Source organism: Erwinia sp. BNK-24-b, assembly GCF_047456155.1.
In the GTDB taxonomy this organism is placed as follows: Bacteria; Pseudomonadota; Gammaproteobacteria; order Enterobacterales; family Enterobacteriaceae; genus Erwinia; species Erwinia phyllosphaerae.
Window position 1 is genome coordinate 1,075,418 of sequence record NZ_CP179901.1, and the last position, 24,855, is coordinate 1,100,272.

The 24,855-nt window shown below is 54.7% G+C and carries 23 protein-coding genes; 14 read left to right on the forward strand and 9 right to left on the reverse strand.

Going from position 1 to position 24,855, the window contains the following annotated elements:
* Nucleotides 1-401: 401 nt before the first annotated feature.
* Nucleotides 402-1,493: a DUF1176 domain-containing protein gene (locus tag ACMGGR_RS04990; RefSeq protein ID WP_414148303.1), complete on the forward strand. Its 1,092-nt coding sequence runs from the start codon at nt 402-404 to the stop codon at nt 1,491-1,493.
* Nucleotides 1,494-1,687: 194 nt separating this feature from the next.
* Here ACMGGR_RS04990 and tkt read toward each other — a convergent pair whose 3' ends face one another.
* The 4 genes from tkt to amiA all read right to left on the reverse strand — a co-directional run bounded on the left by tkt (nt 1,688) and on the right by amiA (nt 7,116).
* On the reverse strand, nt 1,688-3,688 hold the full coding sequence (gene tkt, locus ACMGGR_RS04995) for a transketolase (protein WP_246760765.1): 2,001 nt from the start codon (nt 3,686-3,688) through the stop codon (nt 1,688-1,690).
* 99 nt (nt 3,689-3,787) lie between these two features.
* A complete protein-coding gene (gene tal / locus ACMGGR_RS05000) occupies nt 3,788-4,738 on the reverse strand; it encodes a transaldolase (protein ID WP_246760766.1) in 951 nt (316 codons plus the stop codon).
* Between the two features lie 507 nt (nt 4,739-5,245).
* The gene (gene hemF / locus ACMGGR_RS05005; RefSeq protein WP_246760767.1) at nt 5,246-6,154 is read right to left on the reverse strand and encodes an oxygen-dependent coproporphyrinogen oxidase; all 909 of its coding nucleotides are present in this window, start codon (nt 6,152-6,154) and stop codon (nt 5,246-5,248) included.
* 95 nt (nt 6,155-6,249) lie between these two features.
* Nucleotides 6,250-7,116, reverse strand: coding sequence for an N-acetylmuramoyl-L-alanine amidase AmiA (gene amiA, locus ACMGGR_RS05010; protein ID WP_414148304.1), 867 nt, complete (start codon nt 7,114-7,116; stop codon nt 6,250-6,252).
* 269 nt (nt 7,117-7,385) lie between these two features.
* Between amiA and ACMGGR_RS05015 the strand changes: the two genes are divergently transcribed.
* From ACMGGR_RS05015 to ACMGGR_RS05060, 10 genes are all read left to right on the forward strand, one after another.
* Nucleotides 7,386-7,811: a GNAT family acetyltransferase gene (locus ACMGGR_RS05015; protein ID WP_246760769.1), complete on the forward strand. Its 426-nt coding sequence runs from the start codon at nt 7,386-7,388 to the stop codon at nt 7,809-7,811.
* A 30-nt stretch (nt 7,812-7,841) separates the two neighbouring features.
* Nucleotides 7,842-8,291, forward strand: coding sequence for a DUF2919 domain-containing protein (locus ACMGGR_RS05020; protein WP_246760798.1), 450 nt, complete (start codon nt 7,842-7,844; stop codon nt 8,289-8,291).
* Nucleotides 8,292-8,386: 95 nt separating this feature from the next.
* Nucleotides 8,387-8,998, forward strand: coding sequence for an RpoE-regulated lipoprotein (locus ACMGGR_RS05025; protein WP_414148305.1), 612 nt, complete (start codon nt 8,387-8,389; stop codon nt 8,996-8,998).
* 258 nt (nt 8,999-9,256) lie between these two features.
* Nucleotides 9,257-10,273, forward strand: a complete 1,017-nt coding sequence (gene cysP / locus ACMGGR_RS05030) for a thiosulfate ABC transporter substrate-binding protein CysP (protein ID WP_414148306.1) — start codon at nt 9,257-9,259, stop codon at nt 10,271-10,273.
* A complete protein-coding gene (cysT, locus tag ACMGGR_RS05035; protein WP_414148307.1) occupies nt 10,273-11,106 on the forward strand; it encodes a sulfate/thiosulfate ABC transporter permease CysT in 834 nt (277 codons plus the stop codon). The genes cysP and cysT overlap by 1 nt, the downstream gene beginning before the upstream one ends.
* Complete coding sequence (gene cysW / locus ACMGGR_RS05040) at nt 11,106-11,978, forward strand: sulfate/thiosulfate ABC transporter permease CysW (RefSeq protein WP_246760773.1); 873 nt, start codon at nt 11,106-11,108, stop codon at nt 11,976-11,978. Before cysT ends, cysW begins: the two co-directional genes overlap by 1 nt.
* Nucleotides 11,968-13,062, forward strand: coding sequence for a sulfate/thiosulfate ABC transporter ATP-binding protein CysA (gene cysA, locus ACMGGR_RS05045; RefSeq protein WP_246760774.1), 1,095 nt, complete (start codon nt 11,968-11,970; stop codon nt 13,060-13,062). The genes cysW and cysA overlap by 11 nt, the downstream gene beginning before the upstream one ends.
* A gap of 66 nt (nt 13,063-13,128) precedes the next feature.
* Entirely contained in the window at nt 13,129-14,025 is an 897-nt protein-coding gene (cysM, locus tag ACMGGR_RS05050; RefSeq protein WP_414148308.1) for a cysteine synthase CysM, read from the forward strand.
* A 153-nt stretch (nt 14,026-14,178) separates the two neighbouring features.
* Nucleotides 14,179-14,859: a response regulator transcription factor gene (locus ACMGGR_RS05055; RefSeq protein WP_246760776.1), complete on the forward strand. Its 681-nt coding sequence runs from the start codon at nt 14,179-14,181 to the stop codon at nt 14,857-14,859.
* Nucleotides 14,856-16,208, forward strand: a complete 1,353-nt coding sequence (locus ACMGGR_RS05060; protein ID WP_414148309.1) for an ATP-binding protein — start codon at nt 14,856-14,858, stop codon at nt 16,206-16,208. Before ACMGGR_RS05055 ends, ACMGGR_RS05060 begins: the two co-directional genes overlap by 4 nt.
* Nucleotides 16,209-16,310: 102 nt before the next feature.
* Here the strand turns inward: ACMGGR_RS05060 and crr are convergent, their stop codons facing one another.
* The 5 genes from crr to cysZ form a co-directional block, all read right to left on the reverse strand.
* A complete protein-coding gene (gene crr, locus ACMGGR_RS05065; RefSeq protein WP_246760778.1) occupies nt 16,311-16,814 on the reverse strand; it encodes a PTS glucose transporter subunit IIA in 504 nt (167 codons plus the stop codon).
* Between the two features lie 43 nt (nt 16,815-16,857).
* Nucleotides 16,858-18,585 carry a phosphoenolpyruvate-protein phosphotransferase PtsI gene (gene ptsI, locus ACMGGR_RS05070; protein ID WP_246760779.1) on the reverse strand — a complete coding sequence of 576 codons (1,728 nt, stop codon included), beginning with the start codon at nt 18,583-18,585 and terminating at the stop codon, nt 16,858-16,860.
* A gap of 185 nt (nt 18,586-18,770) precedes the next feature.
* Nucleotides 18,771-19,028 carry a phosphocarrier protein Hpr gene (gene ptsH / locus ACMGGR_RS05075; RefSeq protein ID WP_034916267.1) on the reverse strand — a complete coding sequence of 86 codons (258 nt, stop codon included), beginning with the start codon at nt 19,026-19,028 and terminating at the stop codon, nt 18,771-18,773.
* 394 nt (nt 19,029-19,422) lie between these two features.
* Entirely contained in the window at nt 19,423-20,391 is a 969-nt protein-coding gene (cysK, locus tag ACMGGR_RS05080; protein ID WP_246760780.1) for a cysteine synthase A, read from the reverse strand.
* A 127-nt stretch (nt 20,392-20,518) separates the two neighbouring features.
* Nucleotides 20,519-21,280: a sulfate transporter CysZ gene (gene cysZ, locus ACMGGR_RS05085; protein ID WP_246760781.1), complete on the reverse strand. Its 762-nt coding sequence runs from the start codon at nt 21,278-21,280 to the stop codon at nt 20,519-20,521.
* 220 nt (nt 21,281-21,500) lie between these two features.
* On the opposite strand from cysZ, the gene zipA reads away from it, so the two are divergent.
* The 3 genes from zipA to ACMGGR_RS05100 all read left to right on the forward strand — a co-directional run bounded on the left by zipA (nt 21,501) and on the right by ACMGGR_RS05100 (nt 24,836).
* Nucleotides 21,501-22,529 carry a cell division protein ZipA gene (gene zipA / locus ACMGGR_RS05090; RefSeq protein ID WP_246760782.1) on the forward strand — a complete coding sequence of 343 codons (1,029 nt, stop codon included), beginning with the start codon at nt 21,501-21,503 and terminating at the stop codon, nt 22,527-22,529.
* A gap of 72 nt (nt 22,530-22,601) precedes the next feature.
* Nucleotides 22,602-24,620 (forward strand): NAD-dependent DNA ligase LigA, encoded by a 2,019-nt coding sequence (ligA, locus tag ACMGGR_RS05095; protein ID WP_414148310.1) that lies wholly within the window; start codon nt 22,602-22,604, stop codon nt 24,618-24,620.
* Nucleotides 24,621-24,836 (forward strand): DUF3820 family protein, encoded by a 216-nt coding sequence (locus ACMGGR_RS05100; protein ID WP_246760784.1) that lies wholly within the window; start codon nt 24,621-24,623, stop codon nt 24,834-24,836.
* Nucleotides 24,837-24,855 lie beyond the last annotated feature (19 nt).

A 24,855-nucleotide genomic window follows, 5' to 3' on the forward strand; every position in this document is an offset into this window, starting at 1 on the left:
TCTTTTAAAGTCTGTGCTACGCGTTTTAATAAATTATGTGGGCAGTGAAATTAGATATTTAAAAATAAACGCGCTATCGGCATTATGTTGCCAGGGTATTCCAAAAGATTACACGCGATGAAAAGGTGATGAATATCACATAATTAAGCTCCGATCTGTTTTTCGGAATGAAATAACCTTGTTTTTTAAGGTGTTAAAAAGCGTTATCCTCACCTCAGGATTTGCCCCGTTTTCTTGTCCGATTATTCCGATTGAGTCAAACCTTTGCAAACGGCATGATGAAATAAATAACGTAGCCTGATGCCTTACGCTGTGACAACTTCAGCCGATTTAAGGAGGCTGATTAACAATGACTACGCTATGCTTACTGCTTAACTGTCATTCGGGGATACGGGTTATCAATGCATTACTGGATAAAGTTACCTCTGGCGCTGCTGTTTTTCGCCGCTGCACTGCATGCTGAACCCTTACAAAAAACATTTTCTGACTGGCAGATTACCTGTAATAACCAGAATTACTGCGTAGCGCGCAGCTTTCCGGGCGTGAATGGTCTGGTCATGACCGTAAGCCGTCATGCCGGCGTTAACGATCGGCCTTTTCTACGTATTGACTACGGTAGCCGTTATACCGGCAAGCTAAGCGGCGCGGCATTACAGGATAACCTGCTGCTGGATGGACAACGCCTCAAGCCCGATTTAAAGCACTGGGAAGTCCAGCCGCACCACCTTTCGACCAGCCACGCTATTTCTATTAACGAATTTCTCTCGCTGGTGTCAGAAGCGGATAACTTACAGCTCCTTTATCGACCTCATGCCAATATTTCCCTGCACGGTCTGAAGGCATCTTTGCTACTGATGGATGACGTGCAGGGACGAGTCAACAGCACGAGTGCATGGATTAAAAAGGGCAGTCGACCTGCCACAGATGTCCCGCCGCCGCCGCCGGTGACTACACTGCCCGTTTCACAAGCGATTCCGCCTGCCTTAACGCGTGAAGAGACGACGGGCCTGCTTGATTACGGCACCTGGCGAATTAATACCGATCGCTGTTCGCTGGATCCGCAGAGAAGGCAGGTCAGCGTTGCGCCGCTTAATGATAAAAAGGCGCTGTTGCTGATTGGCTGCGAAATGGGTGCCTATAACGTAATCGATCTGGCGTTCGAAGTTACCCGTAGCCAGCCTTATATAGCCAGAGGATTAACGCTGACGTTACCTTTTACGCCGCCACATCGTAGCGATAAGAAGCTGGAGCTTATCAACGCGGAATATGACGCCAGCCGCGGAGAACTGCTTACGTTTGGTAAGGGAAGGGGACTGGGCGACTGCGGTACCGCATCGCGCTGGCAATATAATGGCCGCGAGTTCGTGCTGGCGGAATATGCCGAAGAGCGAACCTGTGATGCCTGGCACGGCAGCGATGACTGGCCAACGTTGTGGACCACCACCCGAGAGGCACCGGCTCTGGACAGTCCGCAGGACGGGCGCAGCCAGTAAGGTATTCAGGCGGGCGTAGCCAGTAAGGTATTCAGGCGGGCGCAGCCAGTAAGGTATTCAGGGCGAGCGCAGCCAGGAACGTATTCAGGATGGGGAAGCCAGCACAGGGGGATCAGGGCGGGCGCGGTAGTGCCTGATAATCCAAAAAAAATGCCCCACCACGCGGGCAGGGCATCGGGCTTACTCAGTTACGATCAGTGTGGCTTCAGCAGTTTTTCCGCATGGCTGACGATGTTTTCCACCGTGAAACCAAATTCGTTAAACAGCTTCTCGGCCGGTGCTGACTCACCAAAGGTGGTCATCCCGACGATAGCGCCGTTCAGGCCAACATATTTGTACCAGTAATCAGCAATACCGGCCTCAACGGCCACGCGAGCGGTAACGCCAGAAGGCAGCACGGATTCACGGTAAGCGGTATCCTGCTTATCAAACAGATCGGTTGACGGCATGGAAACCACACGAACTTTATGACCGTTGGCGGTCAGCTTCGCTTCTGCACCCAGCGTGATTTCTACTTCTGAACCGGTGGCAATCAGAATCACTTCCGGCGTGCCTTCGCAATCCTTCAGCACGTAAGCACCGCGAGAAATGTTTTCCAGCTGGGCCTTAGTACGTTCCGGCTGCGCCAGGTTCTGACGAGACAGGATCAGCGCGGTAGGACCATGGTGACGTTCAATCGCGTGCTTCCACGCCACTGCCGTTTCCACCTGGTCGCACGGACGCCAGACGCTCATGTTTGGCGTAACGCGCAGGCTGGCGATCTGCTCAACCGGCTGGTGCGTCGGGCCATCTTCGCCCAGACCAATGGAGTCATGGGTATAAACCAGGATCTGACGCGCTTTCATCAGCGCAGCCATACGCACCGCGTTACGGGCATATTCCACAAACATCAGGAAGGTCGCGGTATAAGGCACAAAGCCGCCGTGGTGCGCGATACCGTTAGCGATAGCGGTCATACCAAATTCGCGTACGCCGTAGTGGATATAGTTACCCGCCAGGTCGTCTTTGATTGATTTAGAGCCGGACCAGATAGTCAGGTTGCTTGGCGCAAGGTCGGCCGAGCCGCCCAGGAATTCCGGCAGCAGCTTGCCATAGGCTTCCAGCGAGTTCTGCGAAGCTTTACGGCTGGCGATCTTCGCCGGATTAGCCTGCAGCTCTTCGATAAACTTCTGGGTTTCCTGCTGCCAGTTTTCCGGCATGCCGCCATCCATACGGCGAGAATACTCTTTCGCCAGTTCAGGATAGGCCGCTTTATACGCTGCGAACTTGTCGTTCCACTCTTTTTCGCGCTGCTGACCAGCCTCTTTGGCATCCCACTGTGCATAGATATCCTGTGGAATTTCGAACGGCGGGTAGTTCCAGCCAAGCTGCTTACGGGTCAGAGCAATTTCTTCATCGCCCAGCGCCGCGCCGTGCGCTTCTTCTTTACCCGCTTTATTCGGCGAACCGAAGCCGATAATAGTGCGGCAGATAATCAGTGAAGGCTTGTCGGTAACGCTTTGCGCTTCTTTAATCGCTTTGGCTACGGCTTCAGCGTCGTGGCCATCAACTTCGCTGATAACGTGCCAGTTATAGGCTTCAAAACGTTTAGCGGTATCGTCGCTGAACCAGCCTTCCACTTCGCCATCGATAGAGATGCCGTTATGGTCATAGAAACCGATCAGCTTACCGAGACCCAGCGTACCGGCCAGCGAGCAGACCTCATGCGAAATCCCTTCCATCAGGCAGCCGTCACCCATAAAGACATAGGTGTGGTGATCGACGATCTCATGGTCAGGACGGTTAAACTGCGCGCCCAGCGTGCGTTCGGCAATGGCCAGGCCAACGGCGTTTGCCAGGCCCTGACCCAGCGGGCCGGTAGTGGTTTCGACGCCCGGCGTGTAGCCAATTTCCGGATGGCCAGGCGTTTTAGAATGCAGCTGACGGAAGTTTTTCAGTTCTTCGATCGGCAAATCATAACCACTCAGATGCAGCAGGCTATACAGCAGCATCGAGCCATGGCCGTTGGACAGGATAAAACGGTCGCGGTCGGCCCAGGCCGGATTGGTCGGGTTATGATGTAAAAAATCGCGCCACAGCACTTCGGCAATATCTGCCATACCCATTGGGGCGCCCGGATGGCCCGATTTGGCTTTTTGCACGGCATCCATACTCAACGCACGGATAGCATTAGCCAGTTCTCTACGTGAAGACATACTTTTCTCCCTGATTTTTGAAGGGGTCAAACTGAGCGAATAAACGCCGGGGGGAAGTTGTTCCCCGACGAAGCGCGTCGGGGAAGCCCATCAACTGAATTACAGTTTAGCGGCCAGCACGTCTTCCAGATGCTGCTGGTCAACGGCGAACTGACGGATGCCGTCGGCCAGTTTTTCTACCGCCATTGGATCCTGGTTATGTTCCCAACGGAACTCGGCTTCAGACAGCGGCGCAGGCTGATGGAACGCTTCCGTAGAAGGCGTCAGTTTACGTTCAACCGGCGCATCGCTGGCCTGCAGCTCTTCCAGCAGGTTTGGCGAAATGGTCAGGCGATCGCAGCCCGCCAGCGCAATGATCTGCTCCGTTTTACGGAAGCTTGCGCCCATAATCACCGTGTTATAACGATGCTGCTTGTAGTATTCATAGATTTTACGGACGGAAACTACGCCTGGATCTTCATCAACCACATAAGGGTCAAGCGGCTTGCGGCTGTTGTACCAGTCATAAATACGGCCAACGAATGGCGAAATCAGGAATACGCCAGCTTCGGCACAGGCGCGGGCCTGAGCGAAGGAGAACAGCAGCGTCAGGTTACAGTTGATGCCGTTTTTTTCCAGCTCTTCCGCCGCGCGAATGCCTTCCCAGGTGGAGGCCAGTTTAATCAGAATACGTGAACGGTCGATGCCGTTATCTTCATACATTCTGACCAGCTTCTCGGCCTTGGTTACGCACATGCCGCGGTCAAACGACAGGCGAGCGTCCACCTCGGTAGAAACGCGGCCAGGCACGCTTTTCAGGATTTCCATACCGAGGTTGACGTTGACTTTGTCGCTGGCGTTAATAATCTGCGTCTCTTTGCTGCCGCCCTGTTTTTTGGCGTAGTCGATAGCATCGGTAATCAGGTGTTTATAGGAGTCGAGGCTGGAAGCTTTCAGGATCAGAGATGGGTTGGTGGTGGCGTCTTCCGGATGATAATTGCGAATGGATTCAATATCGCCACTGTCTGCCACCACGGTGGTGTACTGTTTTAGTGCGTCTAGCTGGTTCATCTCATAGCTCCTTGATATGCAATCTGCAAAACGAATGTAACCGTGCCGGATAGTGGGTTGTCGGCGGGGAGAGCGCCCCTCTGGCGAAACACCAAAGCCGAGCGGCCCGGCCTGCATGTCAGGATTTTGCCAGGTCGGCTTTACCGTCACGGTAGTCTGTTCTCAGGCCAAACATTGCATCAGACGTCCTGTAATAGAAATGCGTTTTCTCTGATTGTTGCAATGGGTTAGCCCGATGGTAAGGCATATGTATAAGAATGCCGCACCCAAAAGTGTAGCAGTTCTTTAGCATTGCGGCAGGGAACCGCACTGGCTGCCACTTTTGCAGGCGTAACGCTGACAAATTTTCAGGCGTGACGCTGACAGAAGATCTCAGGCTGGCAGGAAAGAAGAGGCTGGCTGTCGGTCCACCTGATTTTCATGCCTGAGCCTGCAGAATAAACAGGCTCAGGAAGGATGACAAAGGAAACGGCTCAACTTCTGGAGATGTGTCGCATAATAAAACCGCTAAATCCAGCTTTTGACCGGCAGAAAATCGGTGTAGAGCGCAGCTTCCGGCGTGCCCGGCTCCGGCTGAAAGTCATATTCCCAGCGCACCAGCGGCGGCATCGACATTAGAATAGACTCGGTACGGCCACCGGTCTGCAAGCCAAACAGCGTGCCGCGATCCCATACCAGATTAAATTCGACATAGCGGCCACGGCGGTAGAGCTGGAACTGGCGCTCGCGCTCTCCCCATGCCAGCGCTTTACGCCGCTCAATGATTGGCAAATAGGCCTGTAGAAAACCTTCGCCAACCGCCTGCGTGAAGCGGAAGCAGTGATCAAAGTCTGGCGTATTTAAATCGTCAAAAAACAGGCCGCCAATGCCGCGCTGCTCGTTGCGGTGTTTAATAAAGAAGTAGTCGTCGCACCACTTTTTATAGCGTGGATAAACCTCTTCGCCGAACGGCTGGCAGAGGTCGGACGCGGTTTGATGCCAGTGTACGGCATCTTCAGTAAAGCCGTAGTAGGGCGTCATATCGAAGCCGCCGCCGAACCACCACACCGGATCGGCACCCGGTTTTTCCGCAATAAAAAAGCGTACGTTGGCGTGGCTGGTAGGAACGTAAGGATTTTCCGGATGAATCACCAGCGACACGCCCATCGCCTCAAAGCTGCGGCCCGCCAGTTCAGGCCGGTGCGCGGTGGCGGACGCGGGCATCTGGTCGCCGTGAACGTGGGAAAAGTTTACGCCGGCCTGTTCAAAAATGGCGCCGCCGCGCAGCACGCGACTGCGTCCACCGCCGCCGCCTTCGCGCGTCCAGCTGTCCTCTTCAAACCGTGCTTTTCCGTCAGCCTGCGCCAGCTGCTGACAAATAGTATCCTGTAAATTAAGCAGAAACTGCTTTACCTGGGCGATATCGGGTAGGTTCATGATTTAGCCTGACAGTAAAATGACGCGCGAAGTATACGTCAAAAAACCTTAGCCGGGTTGCCGGTAAGCCGCAATCGGCACGTCAGGCTACGGCATCAGCTGTGACGGCGGTTATTGGCGTCAAATTCGTCAAAGTAACCGGTTATGCCGCTAACGATAGCGCTGGCTATTTTACGGCGAAAGGCGGTGGTGCCCAGCAGCCGCTCTTCTGCCGGGTTGGTGATAAACGAGGTTTCCACCAGCACGGAAGGGATAGAGGGGGATTTCAGGACGGCGAAGGCGGCCTGTTCCGTATGCTGGCTATGCAGATGGTGCATCGGGCGGATCTGGTTCAGCACGTGCTTGCCCAGCGTCAGGCTGTTTTTAATGGTATCGGTCTGCACCAGATCGAACAGCACCTGCTGTAGATAGTGATCTTTCTGCGCCACCTTCACGCCGCCTACTTCATCCGCCGCGTTCTCTCTTTCTGACAGGTAACGCGCCATCCGGCTGCTGGCACCACGGTTAGAGAGCGCAAAAACCGACGCGCCGTTGGCTGCCGGACTGGTAAAACCGTCCGCGTGAATAGACATAAACAGGTCGGCCCCGTGCTGGTGAGCAATCTCAACGCGCTCGCCAAGCGGAATAAAGTGGTCGGTTTCACGCGTTAGCCGCGCTTCGATATGCGGATGGTCGTTTAGCATCTCGCGAATGTGTCCGGCAATCTCTAAGACAACGTGCTTCTCTTCCGAGCCTTCTTCGCCGACGGCGCCAGAATCAATACCGCCGTGACCGGGGTCGATCATCACAATTTTCTTGCCTTTTTTCTGCGGTGGGGCAGGGTGCGTTTTGCCATGAGAGGTGGTTTTTAGCGGCGCTTCTTTTGCCCGGGCGGGTTTATTGGCCAACAATGCCAGCGCCAGGCCGGAAAGCAGCAGGTTACGGCGAGAAGTCAGCGGAGTCATCGGGCCAAACTTTTTCATTACAACATCCTGAAAGCATAAAGTGTCCATTGTTATAGCGTAACAATGGAACAACGGCGAGGCGGGAACTATTTCAGCGCTTTACTTTTTATTTCAACAGGCTAATGGCGCAGTAAAAGCCGTCGCGGCACAGACGAGTTATTACCGTACAGCTTGCAGATAAGCTGACCAGACGGGCCTTGTAAAAGGGAATTATTGAGCCTGGAGCTTGCACCCGCGAAAGAAACCGCGATAATCAGCGAATTATGGTTAACATCTGGGGTAACGCTGTGGAAATTCGCGTATTTAGCCAGGACGATTTTGAAGAAGTCATCACGCTGTGGGAACGTTGCGATCTGCTGCGCCCGTGGAACGATCCTGAAATGGATATTGAGCGCAAGCTTAACCACGATCCCGACCTGTTTCTGGTTGCGGTCGTCGGCGGCGTGGTAGTCGGTACGCTAATGGGCGGTTACGATGGCCATCGCGGCTCCGCTTACTATCTTGGCGTGCATCCCGACTATCAGGGCCGTGGCTTTGCCAACGCGCTGATCAACCGGCTGGAAAAAAAGCTGATTGCACGCGGCTGTCCAAAGATCAACGTGATGGTGCGGGAAGAAAACGATGCGGTGCTGGGTTTTTATGAAAAGCTGGATTATGAAACGCAGGACAGCATGTTGCTGGGCAAGCGTTTGATTGAAGATCGCGAATATTAACAGACGGCAAGGACGCATTCTCCCGCCATGATGTCTTACACTCCCGATGATTATGATGCGAAAGGCCAGCTAAAGCTGCCGCTGGCGTTCTGGGCCGCTTTGCTGCTTCAGGCCAGAACCTGGCTGCTGTTTATCATGGCGGGCGCTTCGCGGCAGCAGGGTACGGAGCTGCTGGAGCTTTTTTATCCGGACACGCACGCGTTCTGGATTGGTATAGCGCTTGGCGTACCGGCGGCCATCGGTCTGTTGTTGACCGGCTATCGCCAGCGGTTGCCGCGCCTCTGGCAGACATGGCGCTGGGTCTTGTTGCTGACGCTGGCGGCGATGCTCTGTCTACAAATCGCCAGCCTGTGGCCGGGCGACGATGCGCTGTCGCCGTGGCTGATTTTGTTTACCGGTTTTGACGGGCTTGCGCTCGCCTGGTTTGGCTTAAGTCGGCGACTGCGCGACTGCTTTCGTCCGGAGCTGAATGCCGGATAAAACTTTTCTGCCAATTCGTACTCCAACCTCTCTCTGAGCGCGCTGCCGGAGCCTGTTGTTCGCAGTCGCCCGCTTTTTATTTTTCAGGAGTTTGTATGAAAACCGTTCGTCCTTTAGTCCTCGTCACGGCTTTGATGATGGCAGGCTGCGCCAGCTCTGAGGCGACAGCGCCCGCCAGCAGCGGCGCTACCTGGTGGAATCCGCTAACCTATTCGTGGTCCAGCCTGGCGCCCTGGCACTGGTTTGGATCTTCCGTTGAGGTAAGCGAGCAGGGCGTCGGCGGGCTGAATAGCGCAACCGCGATGAACGAAAAAGCAATCGGCGAAGGGCTAAGCGGCAATTATCAGGTGCGGAAAGGCATGCGCGGCGAGAACGGCAACGTGATCACCTTCTTTCAGGCGCTGGACGACAAGCAGGTAAAAGTAGAAGTGCTTGGCGACACCACGGTCAGCCAGATTGACGTGACGGACAGCGATGTTAAAACCTCGACCGGCATTAAAATCGGCACGCCTTTCAGCGATCTTTACAGTCGTGCTTTTGGTTCCTGCTATAAAGCTTCGGGTAGCGACAGCGTAGAGTGTAAAGCCCCGGACAGTCAGCATATCAGCTACGTGTTTTCCGGTGAGTGGCACGGACCGGAAGGACTGCTGCCAGCGGATGACGCGTTGAAAAACTGGAAGGTAAGTAAGATTATCTGGCGCCGCTAAGGTTACGCGATTTTGAACTCGGGCGCTGCACTTAGTCATTGCAGCGCCTGAAGATAGCGTGCTGACTTTACCTGCCTTGTTTTGTCGCCATGGATGTCGTCCACCGCTCTTATCCCACCTCGCGCATAACCAATTCCGGGCGCTTATAGCTTTTTAAACTTCTAAATCACCAAACGGTATATAAAACCGTTACTGCTTTTCGTGTGGTTATAAATAAACTGGATGCTATCAGGGCGTGAGCCGGGCCATCTTTCCGGGATGAACAGTATGACCGCACTATCAACATTCCTCCGCAGCGCTGCTTTACTGCTGTTGGCCGGGTCAGCTCAGGCAACGGAGCTGTTAAACAGCTCTTATGATGTCTCACGCGAACTGTTTGTGGCGCTAAACGCTCCGTTTGAACAAAGCTGGGCGCAGCAAAACGGTGGTGACAAACTGACCATCAAGCAGTCCCATGCGGGCTCTTCTCGCCAGGCCCTGGCTATTCTACAGGGGCTAAAGGCGGACGTGGTCACCTATAATCAGCTGACCGACGTACAGGTTCTGCACGATCGCGGTCAGCTGATCCCGGCGGACTGGCAGCAGCGGTTACCAAACCACAGCTCGCCTTTTTATTCGACCATGGCTTTTCTGGTGCGTAAAGGAAACCCAAAGCAGATTCGCGACTGGCGCGATTTAGTCAGAAGCGATGTAAAGCTGGTCTTCCCTAATCCTAAAACCTCTGGAAACGGGCGTTATACGTATCTGGCAGCGTGGGGCGCAGCGGATAAAGCTGACGGCCATGATAAAGCGCAGACGGAACGTTTTATGACGCAGCTGCTGAAAAATGTCGCGGTATTTGATACCGGCGGCCGCGGCGCGACCACGACCTTTGTCGATCGCGGGCTGGGTGATGTGCTAATCAGCTTTGAATCGGAAGTGAACACCATCCGGAACCAGTATCCGCAGCAAGATTTTGAGGTTATCGTGCCGCACAGCAACGTACTGGCCGAGTTTCCGGTTACCTGGATCGATAAGAACGTGGCGGCCAACCATACGGAAAAAGCGGCTAAGGCTTACCTCAACTATCTCTATACGCCTGCGGCGCAGAAAATCATCACTCACTATTATTACCGCGTAAATAATCCTGAGCTGATGGCGCAGCAGAAAGAACGCTTCCCGCCCGTCGACCTGTTCCGTGTAGAACAGGTGTTTGGCAGCTGGGAGCAGGTAATGAAAACGCAGTTTGCCAGCGGTGGCGAACTGGATAAGTTGTTAGCAGCGGGACGTCAGTAATGTTTGCCACGAAAAGTAAGCGCGTACTGCCGGGCTTTGGACTGAGCTTGGGCAGTAGTCTGTTTTTTACCTGTTTAATCCTGCTGTTGCCAATCAGCGCGCTGCTGATGCAGCTTTCTAAAATGACGCTGGCGCAGTATTGGGAGGTGGTCACCAATCCTCAGATGATTGCCGCCTATAAAGTAACGCTGCTGGCAGCAGGGGTTGCGTCGCTGTTTAACGCCTTTTTTGGCATGCTGATGGCCTGGATATTAACGCGCTACCGGTTTCCGGGCCGTGCGCTGTTAGATGGCCTGATGGATCTGCCTTTTGCACTGCCTACGGCGGTCGCGGGCTTGACGCTGGCCGGACTTTTTTCCGTCAACGGCTGGTATGGGCAGTGGCTGGCCCAGTTCGATATCAAGGTCTCCTTTACCTGGATAGGTATTGCCGTGGCAATGGCGTTCACCAGTATTCCATTTGTGGTGCGTACCGTGCAGCCAGTGTTAGAAGAGCTGGGGCCGGAATACGAAGAGGCGGCGGAGACGCTGGGCGCTACGCCGTTTCAAAGCTTCCGCCGCGTGGTATTGCCGGAAGTAGGACCTGCGCTGCTGGCGGGGACGGCGCTCTCTTTTACCCGTAGCCTCGGAGAGTTTGGCGCGGTAATTTTCATCGCGGGCAATATCGCCTGGAAAACGGAAGTGACCTCGCTGATGATTTTTGTACGCCTGCAGGAGTTTGATTATCCGGCGGCCAGCGCTATCGCCTCGGTGATCCTGGCGGCATCGCTGCTGCTGCTGTTTGCAATTAACACGTTACAGAGCCGCTTTGGCCGTCGTCTGGGAGGTCATTAATGGCTGATGTAACCGCGTTGAACGGCGTTGGCCGCAGCCGTACTGGCTGGAGCAAGTGGCTCCTGATAGCAACGGGCATGATTATTTCGCTGGGCCTGCTGGTAGTGCCGCTGATTGCTATTTTCGCCAGCGCTTTTTCTGACGGCGTAATAGCCATGTTCAGCAATCTGAAAGATGGCGATATGCTGCACTCGATCTGGCTGACCATTTTGATGGCGCTGATTACCGTGCCGGTTAATCTGGTATTCGGTACGCTGCTGGCCTGGCTGGTCACGCGCTTTACCTTTCCCGGCCGCCAGCTGCTGCTGACGCTGTTTGATATTCCTTTTGCCGTGTCGCCAGTGGTGGCGGGGCTGATGTATCTGCTGTTCTGGGGCATTAACGGCCCGGCTGGCGGCTGGCTGGATGCGCATAACATCCAGCTGATGTTCTCCTGGCCCGGTATGGCGATGGTGACTATTTTTGTCACCTGTCCGTTTGTCGTGCGGGAACTGGTGCCGGTTATGCTGAGCCAGGGGAGCAGCGAAGATGAGGCCGCCGTGCTGTTAGGCGCATCGGGCTGGAAAATGTTCTGGCGCGTGACGTTACCTAATATCCGCTGGGCATTGCTGTACGGGCTGGTATTGACCAATGCCCGTGCGATTGGTGAATTTGGCGCGGTCTCGGTGGTTTCGGGATCGATTCGCGGCGAAACCTACACGCTGCCGCTGCAGGTTGAATTACTGCATCAGGATTACAACACCGTTGGCGCTTTTACCGCGGCCGCGCTGCTGACCCTGATAGCGATAGTGACACTGTTTCTGAAGAGCGCGCTGCAATGGCGATTAGAACGCCAGGACAAGCGGCTAACGGAGGGGAATAATGAGCATTGAAATCAGTAAAATTAATAAATCCTTTGGCCGGACTAAGGTGCTGAACGATATTTCGCTGGATATCCCTTCCGGCCAGATGGTGGCGCTGCTGGGGCCGTCCGGCTCCGGCAAAACGACGCTGCTGCGCATTATCGCCGGTCTGGAAAGCCAGAACAGCGGCCGCCTGAGCTTTCACGGCAACGACGTCACGCAGCTGCACGCGCGCGACCGTCGCGTAGGCTTTGTGTTTCAGCACTACGCGCTGTTTCGCCATATGACGGTATTTGACAATATCGCGTTTGGCCTGACCGTGCTGCCGCGCCGCGAGCGGCCTTCGGCGGCGGCAATTAAAGAAAAAGTAACCAAACTGCTGGAGATGGTACAGCTGGGCCATCTGGCCAGCCGTTTCCCCGCGCAGCTTTCCGGTGGGCAAAAACAGCGTGTGGCACTGGCGCGCGCGCTGGCCGTTGAGCCGCAAATCCTGCTGCTGGATGAGCCGTTCGGCGCGCTGGATGCTCAGGTACGTAAAGAGCTGCGCCGCTGGTTGCGCCAGCTGCATGAAGAGCTGAAGTTCACCAGCGTGTTTGTTACCCACGATCAGGAAGAAGCGATGGAAGTCGCCGATCGCGTGGTGGTGATGAGCCAGGGCAATATCGAACAGGCGGGCGCACCGGATGAAGTCTGGCGCGAACCGGCAACGCGCTTTGTGCTGGAATTCCTTGGCGAAGTTAACCGCTTCGATGCCGAAGTGCACGGCTCGCAGTTCCACGTGGGCGCGCACCGCTGGCCGCTGGGTTATACGCCAGCCCATCAGGGCGCGGTTGAGCTTTTCCTGCGCCCCTGGGAAATCGACGTAAGCCGCCAGAGCAGCCTGGAAACGCCGCTGCCGGTGCAGGTGCTGGAAGTTAGCCCGCGCGGCCACTACTGGCAGCTGGTGGTACAGCCAACGGGCTGGGGCCAGAGCCATGAACCCGTCACCATTGTGATGGAAGGCGAGCAGACCGCGCCAATCCGCGGTGAAAATCTGTTTATTGGTCTGCAGCAGGCGCGTCTTTATAAAGGCGATACGCCGCTGCGGCAGGTTGCCTTTGCGCAAAGCGCCTGATATGTTCTGGCGCAACAAGGTCAGGCTTGCCTGGCCTTTTTTATGTCAAAGAATCGGGATCGCAACTTGACTACGCTAGAACAAACTATCGGCAATACGCCGCTTATCAGGCTACAGCGCCTGACGCCTGCGGGCAGCGAAATCTGGCTGAAGCTGGAAGGAAATAATCCTGGCGGATCGGTCAAGGATCGCGCTGCGCTGTCGATGATCAACATGGCGGAAAAGCGTGGTGAAATCCAGCCTGGCGATACGCTGATTGAAGCCACGAGCGGCAATACCGGAATTGCGCTAGCGATGATTGCGGCCATGAAAGGCTATACGCTAAAACTGCTGATGCCGGACAACATGAGCGTAGAAAGGCAGGCAGCGATGCGGGCCTATGGCGCAGAGCTGCTATTGGTCAGCCGGGATCTGGGGATGGAAGGCGCACGCGATTTAGCCCGCGACATGGAGCTTCGCGGTGAAGGTAAGGTTTTAGATCAGTTTAACAATCCGGACAATCCGCTGGGGCATTACGCCACGACCGGCCCGGAAATCTGGCAGCAGAGCGAAGGGCGCCTGACGCATTTTGTGTCCAGCATGGGCACGACCGGTACCATTACCGGCGTTGGCCACTATCTGAAAGAGCAGGACAGAGCAGTAGAAATCGTCGGCCTGCAACCGGCAGAAGGCAGCAGCATTCCGGGTATCCGCCGCTGGCCAGACGCTTATCTCCCCGGCATCTACCGTCCTGAACTGGTCGATCGCATTCTGGATATGACCCAGCAGGAAGCCGAGGAAACCACGCGTCTGCTTGCCCAACGCGAAGGCATTTTTTGCGGCGTCAGTTCTGGCGGCGCGGTCGCTGGCGCATTACGTATCGGCCGTGCGCAGCCGGGCAGCATTATCGTAGCGATTGTGTGCGATCGCGGTGACAGATACCTTTCTACCGGCGTCCACAATCCAGACCTTCCTGCTTATTAAGGCTCGTTCGCCAGGGCCGTTTTATTCTTATCTTTTTTAGTGCTGCCCCTCAGGCGGCGAAACGGGCTGTTACACTGTAAGGATTGTTTAAATCCAGCTGCTATTGCGGCAATTACAGGCGAAAATAGCGCCTGGCCTACTGAGAGATGACGCATGAAAATTTTACTGGTTGATGACGATCTGGAGCTGGGCACCATGCTCAGCCAGTATCTGATTGCCGAAGGATTTGACGCCACGCTGGTGCTGAGCGGGAAAGCAGGTATTGAAGGCGCGATGTCGGGCGACTATAGCGCTATGATTCTGGATATCATGCTACCGGATATGAGCGGCATTGATGTCCTGCGTCAGGTACGACAAATCAGCCGTCTGCCGGTCATTATGCTGACGGCGAAAGGCGATAACATCGATCGCGTTATCGGTCTGGAAATGGGCGCCGATGACTATATGCCTAAACCATGCTACCCGCGCGAGCTGGTGGCCAGGCTGCGTGCCGTGCTGCGCCGCGTTGAGGAGCAGCCAGTGATTGTGGAAAGCAAAGAGGTGGTCAGCTGGGGCGAACTGACGCTCAATCCTGCCACGCGCATCAGCGAATGGCAGAGAAAGCCCTTCGATCTCACCGCTTCAGAATTTAACCTGTTGGATCTTCTGCTGCGCTCGCCCGATCGCGTCGTGTCTAAAGATGAGCTTTCGGAAAAGGGGCTCGGTCGCCCGCGCGAGGCTTACGATCGCAGCGTGGACGTGCATATCAGCAATATTCGCCAGAAGCTTTCAGCCTTAACTGACGATGCCGTTACCATCGAGACCGTGCGCAGCATAGGCTATCGTATCCGATGAAAGGGGGCTTTCGCGGTCTTCTTTTCTGGAAAATCCTGCTCGGCTTCTGGTTAACGTTTCTGATCATGAGCCAGCTACTGTGGCTAAGCTTTTCGCTCTACGGCAGCAAGCATCACGAACCTCCCGAGAACCAGGTGGCCCGCCGCATCGTTAACCTGCAAATGACCTCGGCCGTTTCGGTTTTGCAGCGCGGCGGCATGGAAGCGCTTGACGATATGATGGCGGACTGGTCCGCCAGCGATCGCCGCTTTTTTTCCGTGCAGCTAATGAAAAAACCACCCCAGGAGCTGCCGCGCGGCGATCTTAGTCGCGATCTACGGCCAGGCGAGTTCCCGAAAGAGGTTATTGAATGGGTAACCGGGGCCGACGGTCAACAGTATCAGCTGCGCTATGATGTGCAGGCACTGCGCGAAGATACCAACATGCAGGCCGGGCACCGTAGTTTCCTTAACGTACCGGAACCCATGCTGTTTATTGCCGGCGGCGGCGGTTTGCTGTTCAGCCTTTTCCTGGCATGGAACCTGACCAGACCGATGCGCCAGCTGCGGCAGGGCTTTGACCGCGTATCAAAAGGCGATCTGTCAGTGCGGTTATTCCCTCAAATGCGTCGCCGCCACGATGAACTATCGACCGTGGCACAGGATTTTGACTCGATGGTCGAGCGTCTTTCGGTGCTGGTTAAAGCGCGCGAAGAGCTGCTGCATGACGTTTCTCACGAACTGCGGTCACCGCTTGCCCGACTACAGCTGGCGACCGGTCTGGCACGCCAGACGCCGGAGTCGGTAGGGCAGTCGCTGGACCGAATCGATGAAGAGGCGCGGCGGCTGGATAAAATGATCGGCGAGCTGCTGACGCTTTCCCGCACCGAGTATCAGAGTATACCGGATGAGCAATATTTCGATCTGCTTGGCCTGCTGGAGGCGGTCGCGAACGATGCCCGCTACGAGGCGCAGGTGCCTGGCGTAGATATTTTGCTGGAGGCTGACGAAAGCAATGACTACACGGTTAAGGGCGATGCCAAGCTAATCCGTTCAGCGGTAGAAAACGTCGTACGTAACGCGCTGCGCTTTTCCGCGCATGGGCAGCAGGTAAAAATCGCGCTCTCTCAGGCGGATGGCTGGCTAACTATTAACGTTAGCGATCAGGGACCGGGCGTGGACGCCGACAAGCTTTCCAGTATCTTTGATCCTTTTGTACGGGTAAATTCACCGCTTTCCGGCAAGGGCTACGGGCTGGGACTCTCTATTGTGCGCAAGGTGCTGCTGGCGCATCAGGGTGAAGTCAGTGCAGTAAACGGCAAAAATGGCGGTCTGGAACTGACGCTGAAATTACCCCACTGGGTGTCCTGACGGCAAGGTATTTCGCCGCGTTGTTTAAGAAGCCATAAGGCAAATTTGAGCCAATAAAAAAGCCTCCTGACAGGCAGGAGGCTTTTATGGACGCTTAGCCGATTACTTTCTGATACGGATAACCGGCGTTTCACCTACGGTGACGCTACCGGTCAGCTTAACCAGCTCTTTGATCTCGTCCATGTTGGAGATAACGACCGGCGTCAGCGTTGACTTCGCTTTTTCTTCCAGCAAAGGCAAATCGAATTCGATGACGACGTCACCTTTCTTCACCTTCTGGCCTTCTTCAGCAATACGCTTAAAACCTTCGCCTTTTAACTCAACGGTATCAATTCCGAAGTGCACGAACAGTTCAATGCCGCTGTCCGACTCGATGGAAAATGCATGATTGGTTTCGAAGATTTTACCGATGGTGCCATCAACCGGCGCAACCATTTTATTGCCAGCAGGTTTGATGGCGATACCGTCGCCAACAATTTTCTCCGCAAACACCACATCCGGTACGTCTTCGATATTAACGATTTCCCCGGACAGCGGTGCTACGATCTCAATGGCGCCAGATGCGGTATCTGACTTATCGCCAAAAAGTTTTGAAAACAAACCCATGATCTTCTCCTAAGCAGTAATATTTGGCCAGCGTCTTTGGGTTTCAGCAGAGTGTTTTTTCTTCAATGAACTTGTTGACCAGGTTCATTAACTCTTCCGCTGTCGGTTGAGCCAGAGCCTGCTCTGCTAATGCCTTCGCATCTTCAAAATTCGTATTACGAATAATTTTTTTGATGCGCGGGATAGAAATGGCACTCATGCTGAATTCGTCCAGCCCCATTCCCAGTAACAGTAGTGTAGCACGTTCATCGCCTGCCAGCTCACCACACATCCCTGTCCATTTTCCTTCAGCGTGAGATGCGTCAATAACTTGCTTAATTAACGTCAGCACGGAAGGCGTCATTGGGTTGTACAAATGAGAAATCAGATCGTTACCGCGGTCGACCGCCAGCGTGTACTGAGTAAGATCGTTGGTGCCGATACTGAAGAAATCGACTTCTTTTGCCAGATGATGCGCGATTGCGGCCGAAGCTGGCGTTTCCACCATAATGCCCGCCTCAATCTTCTCGTCAAAGGCTTTACCTTCGGCGCGCAGCTGCGCTTTCAGCGTTTCCAGCTCGGCTTTCAGCGTGCGGACTTCCTCAACGGAAATCACCATTGGGAACATGATACGCAGCTTGCCAAAGGCGGAAGCGCGCAGGATGGCGCGCAGCTGGGCATGCAGGATCTCCGGACGATCCATAGCGATACGAATTGCACGCCAGCCCAGGAAAGGGTTGTCTTCTTTTGGCAGGTTCATGTATGGCAGGTCTTTATCGCCGCCAATGTCCATAGTACGCACGATAACGGCCTGCGAACCTACTGCTTCAGCCACGGCTTTATAAGCCTGGAACTGCTCTTCTTCTGTCGGCAGCGAGTCGCGGTCCATAAACAGGAATTCCGTGCGGTAAAGGCCAACGCCTTCCGCGCCGTTGCGCTCTGCACCCGCCACGTCACGTACCGTACCGATGTTGGCGCAAACCTCAACCTGGTGTCCATCCAGCGTGATAGCAGGCAGGTCTTTCAGCTTGGCCAGATCGTTTTTCTCGGTCACGTACTGGTTATGAATGGCTTTCAGCTCGTCGATCTGTTCCGGCGTTGGGTTAACGTAAATATGGTTATTTACGCCATCCAGAATCAGGTAATCGCCGTTTTTAACCTGTGAGGTCACGTCGCCCGTACCCACAATGGCAGGCAGCTCCAGCGAGCGCGCCATAATGGAAGTGTGAGAGGTACGGCCGCCCAGATCGGTAATAAAGCCCAGCACCTTGTTCAGGTTCAGCTGCGCCGTTTCTGAAGGCGTTAAATCTTTAGCAACCAGCAGCACTTCTTCCGCGATAGCGCTAAGATCGACAATGTGCAGGCCAAGGATGTTTTGCAGCAGTCGTTTGCCGATATCGCGCACGTCGGCCGCACGCTCTTTCAGGTATTCGTCATCCAGCTCTTCCAGCGCTTTCGCCTGGCCTTCGATAACCGAATACGCCGCCGCGTCCGCAGAGGCCAGCTCGTCTTTAATCAGGGCTATGATTTCCTGCTCAAGCTCTTCATCTTCGAGCAGCATGATATGGCCTTCAAAAATGGCCTCTTTCTCTTCACCAAACGTTTCTCCGGCTTTGGTTTTGATCGTCTCCAGCTGCGAGGCAGCCTGAGCACGACCGTCGAGAAAACGCTGAACTTCTTGCTCAACCTGATCGGCAGTAATTTTTTTCCGGTTGATGACTATTTCATCTTCTTTCAGCAGAAGCGCTTTGCCAAAAGCGATACCCGGTGATGCTAAAATGCCTGAAATCATAACCCTACCTTTTTAATAACTGATAATCGCGAGCGGAAAACTGCGGCGACTCTGACAGCGAGCGGGTGCAAAACCCGGCGGCTGGCTGCGTTTAACCAGCGCTCTACTTTACGAAAACAACAACGCGGACATGCTGTCCGCGATCAATGTTTATAACGAGAGGCTGGTCGCAAAAAAGCGAACGCTTATTCGAGTTCAGCCATCAGCTTAACCAGATGCTCAACGGCTTTCTGCTCGTCTTCGCCTTCTGCCGACAGCGTGACCACGGTGCCCTGAGTCAGGCCCAGCGTCTGCAGCTTAAACAGGCTTTTGGCGCTGGCGGATTTGCCGTTAGAGGTGACGGTGATTTCAGAGGCAAAAGCTTTCGCTTCTTTAACAAACTGAGCGGCTGGACGAGTATGCAGGCCGTTAGGTGCGGTAATGGTGACTTCTTGCTGGAACATTCTGTTTCCCCAACTTAATTTGATTTGGTGTTATCCCAAAGCTTAGCCTGGCGGCGGCGCTTTGGCCTGGATCTCTTGCGCAAATCAGCGCCTGGTCGCGCCAGCAAATGCGCCAAATAATGAAGTGAAAAGCGAACGGCTTTAGAACACAACTATTCGCTTCGCTTTTCCTGTTCCATTATGCCGCGCTTTCTGTCGTCACGCCAAACCGGTAAATCGATTCAGCTTCGGTCATTTCGCGCGGCGATTAATTTTGCGGTTCGAAATAATTGGTTGCTTAGATACCAGACCCGCGCAGGTAAAAGCAATCGGGTGGGTAGCAAAAGTTTGACGCACTCCACAAAAAAGCACCCAAATGGGTGCTTTTTCCGTCAGTTTTGTGCGCGTAAGACCATTACTGCAGCTCTTTCTCGGTAAAGAGATCGGCAAACAGCGCGGTACTGAGATAGCGCTCGCCGGAAGAGGGCAGGATCACCACGATAGTTTTATTCGCGAAAGCTTCATCTTCCTGTAGCTTCAGCGCGGCAGCGACCGCTGCGCCAGAAGAGATCCCGGCCAGAATGCCTTCTTCTTCCATCAGTCGGCGCGCCGTAGAGATAGACTCTTCGTTAGTGATAGCAACCACGCGGTCAACCAGATCTAAATCCAGGTTGCCGGGAATGAAGCCCGCGCCAATCCCCTGAATTTTATGTGGGCCTGGTTTGATCTCTTCACCAGCCAGGGCCTGAGCGATAACGGGTGAATCGGTTGGCTCAACGGCAACGGAAATCAGATCTTTCTTGCCTTTGGTATTTTTGATGTAACGACTGACGCCGGTCAGCGTACCGCCCGTACCTACACCAGCGATAAAGACATCGACTTCGCCATCCGTATCTTCCCAGATTTCCGGGCCGGTGGTTTTTTCATGAATTTCCGGGTTAGCCGGGTTGCTAAACTGCTGTAGCAGCACAAACTTGTCCGGATCGCTGGCAACAATCTCTTCTGCCTTAGCGATAGCGCCTTTCATGCCTTTTGCGCCTTCGGTCAATACCAGATTGGCACCAAGTGCTTTCAGCAGCTTACGACGCTCGACGCTCATGGTTTCCGGCATGGTCAGCGTCAGTTTATAGCCGCGTGCGGCCGCCACATAAGCCAGGGCAATACCCGTGTTACCACTGGTCGGTTCGACCAGCTCGATGCCAGGTTTCAGAATGCCTCTCTTCTCTGCATCCCAAATCATATTGGCGCCGATACGGCATTTAACGCTAAAGCTCGGGTTACGGGACTCGACTTTTGCCAGAATGCGTCCGTTACCAATACGGTTCAGGCGAACCAGTGGCGTGTGGCCGATTGTTAACGAATTGTCTTCATAAATCTTACTCATAACCCGTCCTTAACTGTATGAAAAATGGGAACAGCTAAAAGCATACCCGCTTCCTTTTTTCAAGGAAGTGAAGAAATAGTATATGTTATGTCCTGTCGAAATAAGGGTGACGGAAAAAGCATAAGCCTTATTTTACCGCCCCCAGCTTGCTGCGATAGCGATCGACCCACATCGCCGTCGCGCCGCAAACGGCCACCGGCATAATGGCCAGGTTCAGCACCGGGATCATCGTAAACAGGCTCACCAGCGCGCCAAACTGCATCACGTCCGTCTTGTTCTGCTTCAGCGCTGCCCGCATCTGCCGAAAACTCACTTTATGATTGTCGAAAGGGTAGTCGCAATACTGGATGGAGAGCATCCACGCGCTGAATAAAAACCACAGCACGGGCGCCACAGTCTGACCAAAGCCCGGCACAAAGTAGAGCAGCAGCAGAACCAGCGCGCGCGGCAGGTACCAGGCAAACTTCTGCCACTCGCGCTTCATGATGCGTGGAATATCTTTAACCAGCCCAGCCCAGCCGCTATCCGGCATGGGTTTGCCGGTCAGCTTCGCTTCCAGCTGTTCCGCCAGCAACCCGCAAAAAGGTGCCGCTATCCAGTTAGCAATGGTAGAAAAGAAATAGCTGAAAACCAGCACCACGAAAATGACCGTGAGCGGCCAGAGTAAATAGCTCAACCACTGTAGCCAGCCAGGGACGTGAGACATCAGGGCAGGCAGCCAGTGACCTAACTGAAAAAAGAGCCAGATGAAGGCGCCGCCCATTAACAGAAAATTGAGCACCAGCGGCACGATGACAAAACGTCGGATGCCGGGCAGGCGAATCAGCTGCCATCCCTGTGCAAAATAGTGAATTCCGGTGCCGGAAGCGCCGGTGTTAGTTAGAGCCATTGCGTACTTTCCTTAAGATAACGGGCTGAACGCGCCTATCATAACCCAGCCGTTTACGCTGGGGAGAAGAGTTTTGCGCGAAAAAACAGCAAATAAGCATGTCGTTTAGCGCTTATTTGTCAGAAAATACTGCACGGACTTGCACTTGTGCAGCGGGGCAAATACAGTTAGGGGATAAAGTTTGCCGCGGTGGCAAGGTATTGGAACAACAGAGAATACAATGATGCAGGATTTGCGTCTGATATTAATCGTTGTTGGCGCGATCGCTATAATAGCGCTTCTGCTTCACGGCTTCTGGACCAGCCGTAAAGAGCGCTCGTCCGTTTTTCGCGATCGTCCTCACAAACGTTTAAAACAGGATAGAGAAGAAGCTTTTGACGACGTCGACGATGGCGCTGCACCCGCACGCGGCAAAAGCGCCCGTCCCCGCCCTACGGAAGATGACGAACCGGCACCCGCCAGCTTTGAGGAGCAGGCACCGGCCCGTCCGCCACAGCCGCGCGCTCAGCCGGAACCTGTCCGCCATCAGCCGCCTGTTGATGAAGCGCCAGAGCTTGATCCCCTGTTTGGCGGTGAACTGCCGCATGAAGACGACTACGACGACGAGCCGGTAATCCGCAGGCAGCCGGAAGCGGCACGCGTATCGCCGCAGCCACAATCGCAGCCAGCGCAACAGCCGCAGCCACAAATTCAGCCGTCTCCAGCGCCGCAGCCACAGCGCTCACCCGTGCCGGAACGGCAGGAGCCTGCGGTGCCAGAGCCCGCTCCGCAGCCAGAAGCCGTCGCTGTTCCGCAGCCCGCTGCGCCCGCTGCGGCAAAAGAGAAGCCTAAGGAAACCGTGCTGGTGCTGCACGTCAGCGCCCATGCTGGCGGCGTCCTTAATGGTGAAGCGTTGCTGCAGGGCGTCCTGCAGGCCGGTTTCCAGTTTGGCGAGATGAATATTTTCCATCGCCATCTCAGCCCGGCCGGCAGCGGCCCGGTATTGTTTAGCCTGGCGAATATGGTAAAACCCGGCTCGTTCAACCCTGACGAAATGGGTGATTTCTCAACGCCGGGCGTCTCCATCTTTATGATGGTGCCTTCTTATGGCGATGCGAACCAGAACTTCAAACTGATGCTGCAGTCTGCTCAGCGTATCGCTGACGACGTGGGCGGTGTGGTGCTGGATGATGAACGCCGCATGATGACGCCGCAGAAGCTGGAAACGTATAAAAACCGTATCCGCGACGTGATTGAGGCGAACGCCTGATTCTGACGTCCGCATGACGAACCTTTCTAAAACCCCCGCCAGCCGGGGGTTTTTTATCGCTATGGTGCCGCTATGGAATCCGTACAAAATCAAATTATTGCTCTACAAACCACGCTTCGCCATTACGAATATCAGTATCACGTGCTGGACGAACCGGTGGTGCCGGACGCCGAATACGACCGCCTGATGGGCGAACTGCGCAAGCTGGAGCAGGCCCATCCGGATTTAGTTACCCCCGATTCGCCAACGCAACGCGTGGGCGCTGCGCCGCTCAGCGCTTTTGAGCAGGTGCGTCATGAAATACCCATGTTGTCGCTGGATAATGTCTTTGATGAAGAGAGCTATCTGGCCTTCAACAAGCGCGTACAGGATCGATTAAAAAGCCCGGACGACATTACCTTTTGCTGTGAGCTGAAGCTGGATGGCCTGGCGGTTAGCCTGCTGTATGAAAACGGATTGCTGGTGCGGGCAGCGACGCGAGGTGACGGCACAACGGGTGAAAATATCACGACTAACGTGCGAACTATCCGCGCCATCCCTCTGCGTTTGCATGGCGACAATATCCCGGCACGCGTAGAAATTCGTGGCGAAGTTTTTATGCCGCAAAATGGTTTTGAAGCACTGAACGAAGAAGCTCGCCGTACGGGCAGCAAAGTCTTCGCTAACCCGCGCAATGCAGCAGCAGGTTCGCTGCGCCAGTTGGATCCCCGCATTACCGCTAAGCGCCCGCTGACCTTTTTCTGCTACGGCTTAGGGCTGCTGGAAGGGGGCGAAATGCCGCGTAGCCATCTGGCTCGCCTGCAGCAGTTTAAAGCCTGGGGATTGCCCGTCAGCGACCGCGTTCGTCTTTGCCATACGCCCGAAGAGGTGCTGTCGTTTTACCGCAAGGTAGAAGAAGATCGCACCACGCTGGGTTTTGATATTGATGGCGTAGTGATCAAAGTAGACTCGCTGGATTTGCAGGAACAGCTGGGTTTTGTTGCTCGCGCGCCTCGCTGGGCGATCGCCTTCAAATTCCCGGCGCAGGAACAGATGACCCACGTGCGCGACGTCGAGTTTCAGGTTGGACGGACGGGCGCGATAACGCCGGTTGCCAGGCTGGAACCTGTGCAGGTGGCGGGCGTGATGGTCAGCAACGCCACGCTGCATAATGCGGATGAGATTGAACGTCTGGGACTGCGCATCGGCGACCGAGTGATTATTCGGCGCGCGGGAGATGTTATTCCTCAGGTCGTTGGCGTTATTGAGGCTGAACGGCCGGAAGATGCCAAAGCCGTGGTGTTTCCCGCCCACTGCCCGGTCTGCGGTTCAGATGTGGAGCGAGTCGAAGGCGAGGTGGTCGCTCGCTGCACCGGTGGCCTGATTTGCGGCGCGCAGCGCAAGGGCGCGCTCAAGCACTTCGTTTCGCGGCGTGCAATGGACGTTGACGGTATGGGCGATAAAATCATCGACCAGCTGGTAGAAAAAGAGTACGTAAAAACGCCTGCGGATCTTTATCGGCTGACGGCGGGCAAGCTAACTGGCCTGGATCGAATGGGGCCAAAATCGGCGCAAAACGTGGTGGACGCGCTGGAAAAATCAAAGCAGACCACGCTGGCTCGCTTTCTCTATTCTCTGGGTATCTCGGAAGTCGGCGAGGCGACAGCGGCAAACCTGGCCGCGCACTTTGGTTCGCTGGAGCGGATTATCGCCGCCGATCTGGATGCGTTAATTGCGGTACAGGATGTTGGTAAAGTGGTAGCGGCACACGTACGCAACTTTATGGACGAGGAGAGCAACCGCGAGGTTATTCGCCAGCTGGTAGAGGAAGCCGGAATTCACTGGCCGGCGGTTGCCGTAGTCAATGCGGAAGAGATCGACAGTCCTTTTGCAGGCAAAACCGTGGTGCTGACCGGCTCGCTAACGCAGCTGTCGCGTGATGAAGCCAAAGATCGGCTAACCGCGCTGGGTGCAAAAGTCAGCGGTAGCGTATCGAAAAAAACCGATTTGGTTATCGCCGGAGAAGCAGCAGGTTCGAAGCTGGCTAAAGCGCAGGAGCTGGGGATTGCGGTTATCGACGAAGCGGAGATGATTCGACTTCTGGGTGAATAAATGGAAAAAGAGCACCTGACAGAAATTGCCAATACCGAAATGCCCTTTGGTAAATACAAAGGGCGTTTGCTGATTGACCTGCCTGAGCCTTATCTGCTGTGGTTCGCCCGCAAGGACGAGTTTCCGGCAGGCCATCTGGGCGAATTGATGCGCCTGACGCTGACGATAAAAATTGAGGGTCTGGAAGGGCTGATCAAACCGCTACGAAAGGACTAGACGTACAGGGGGAACAGGT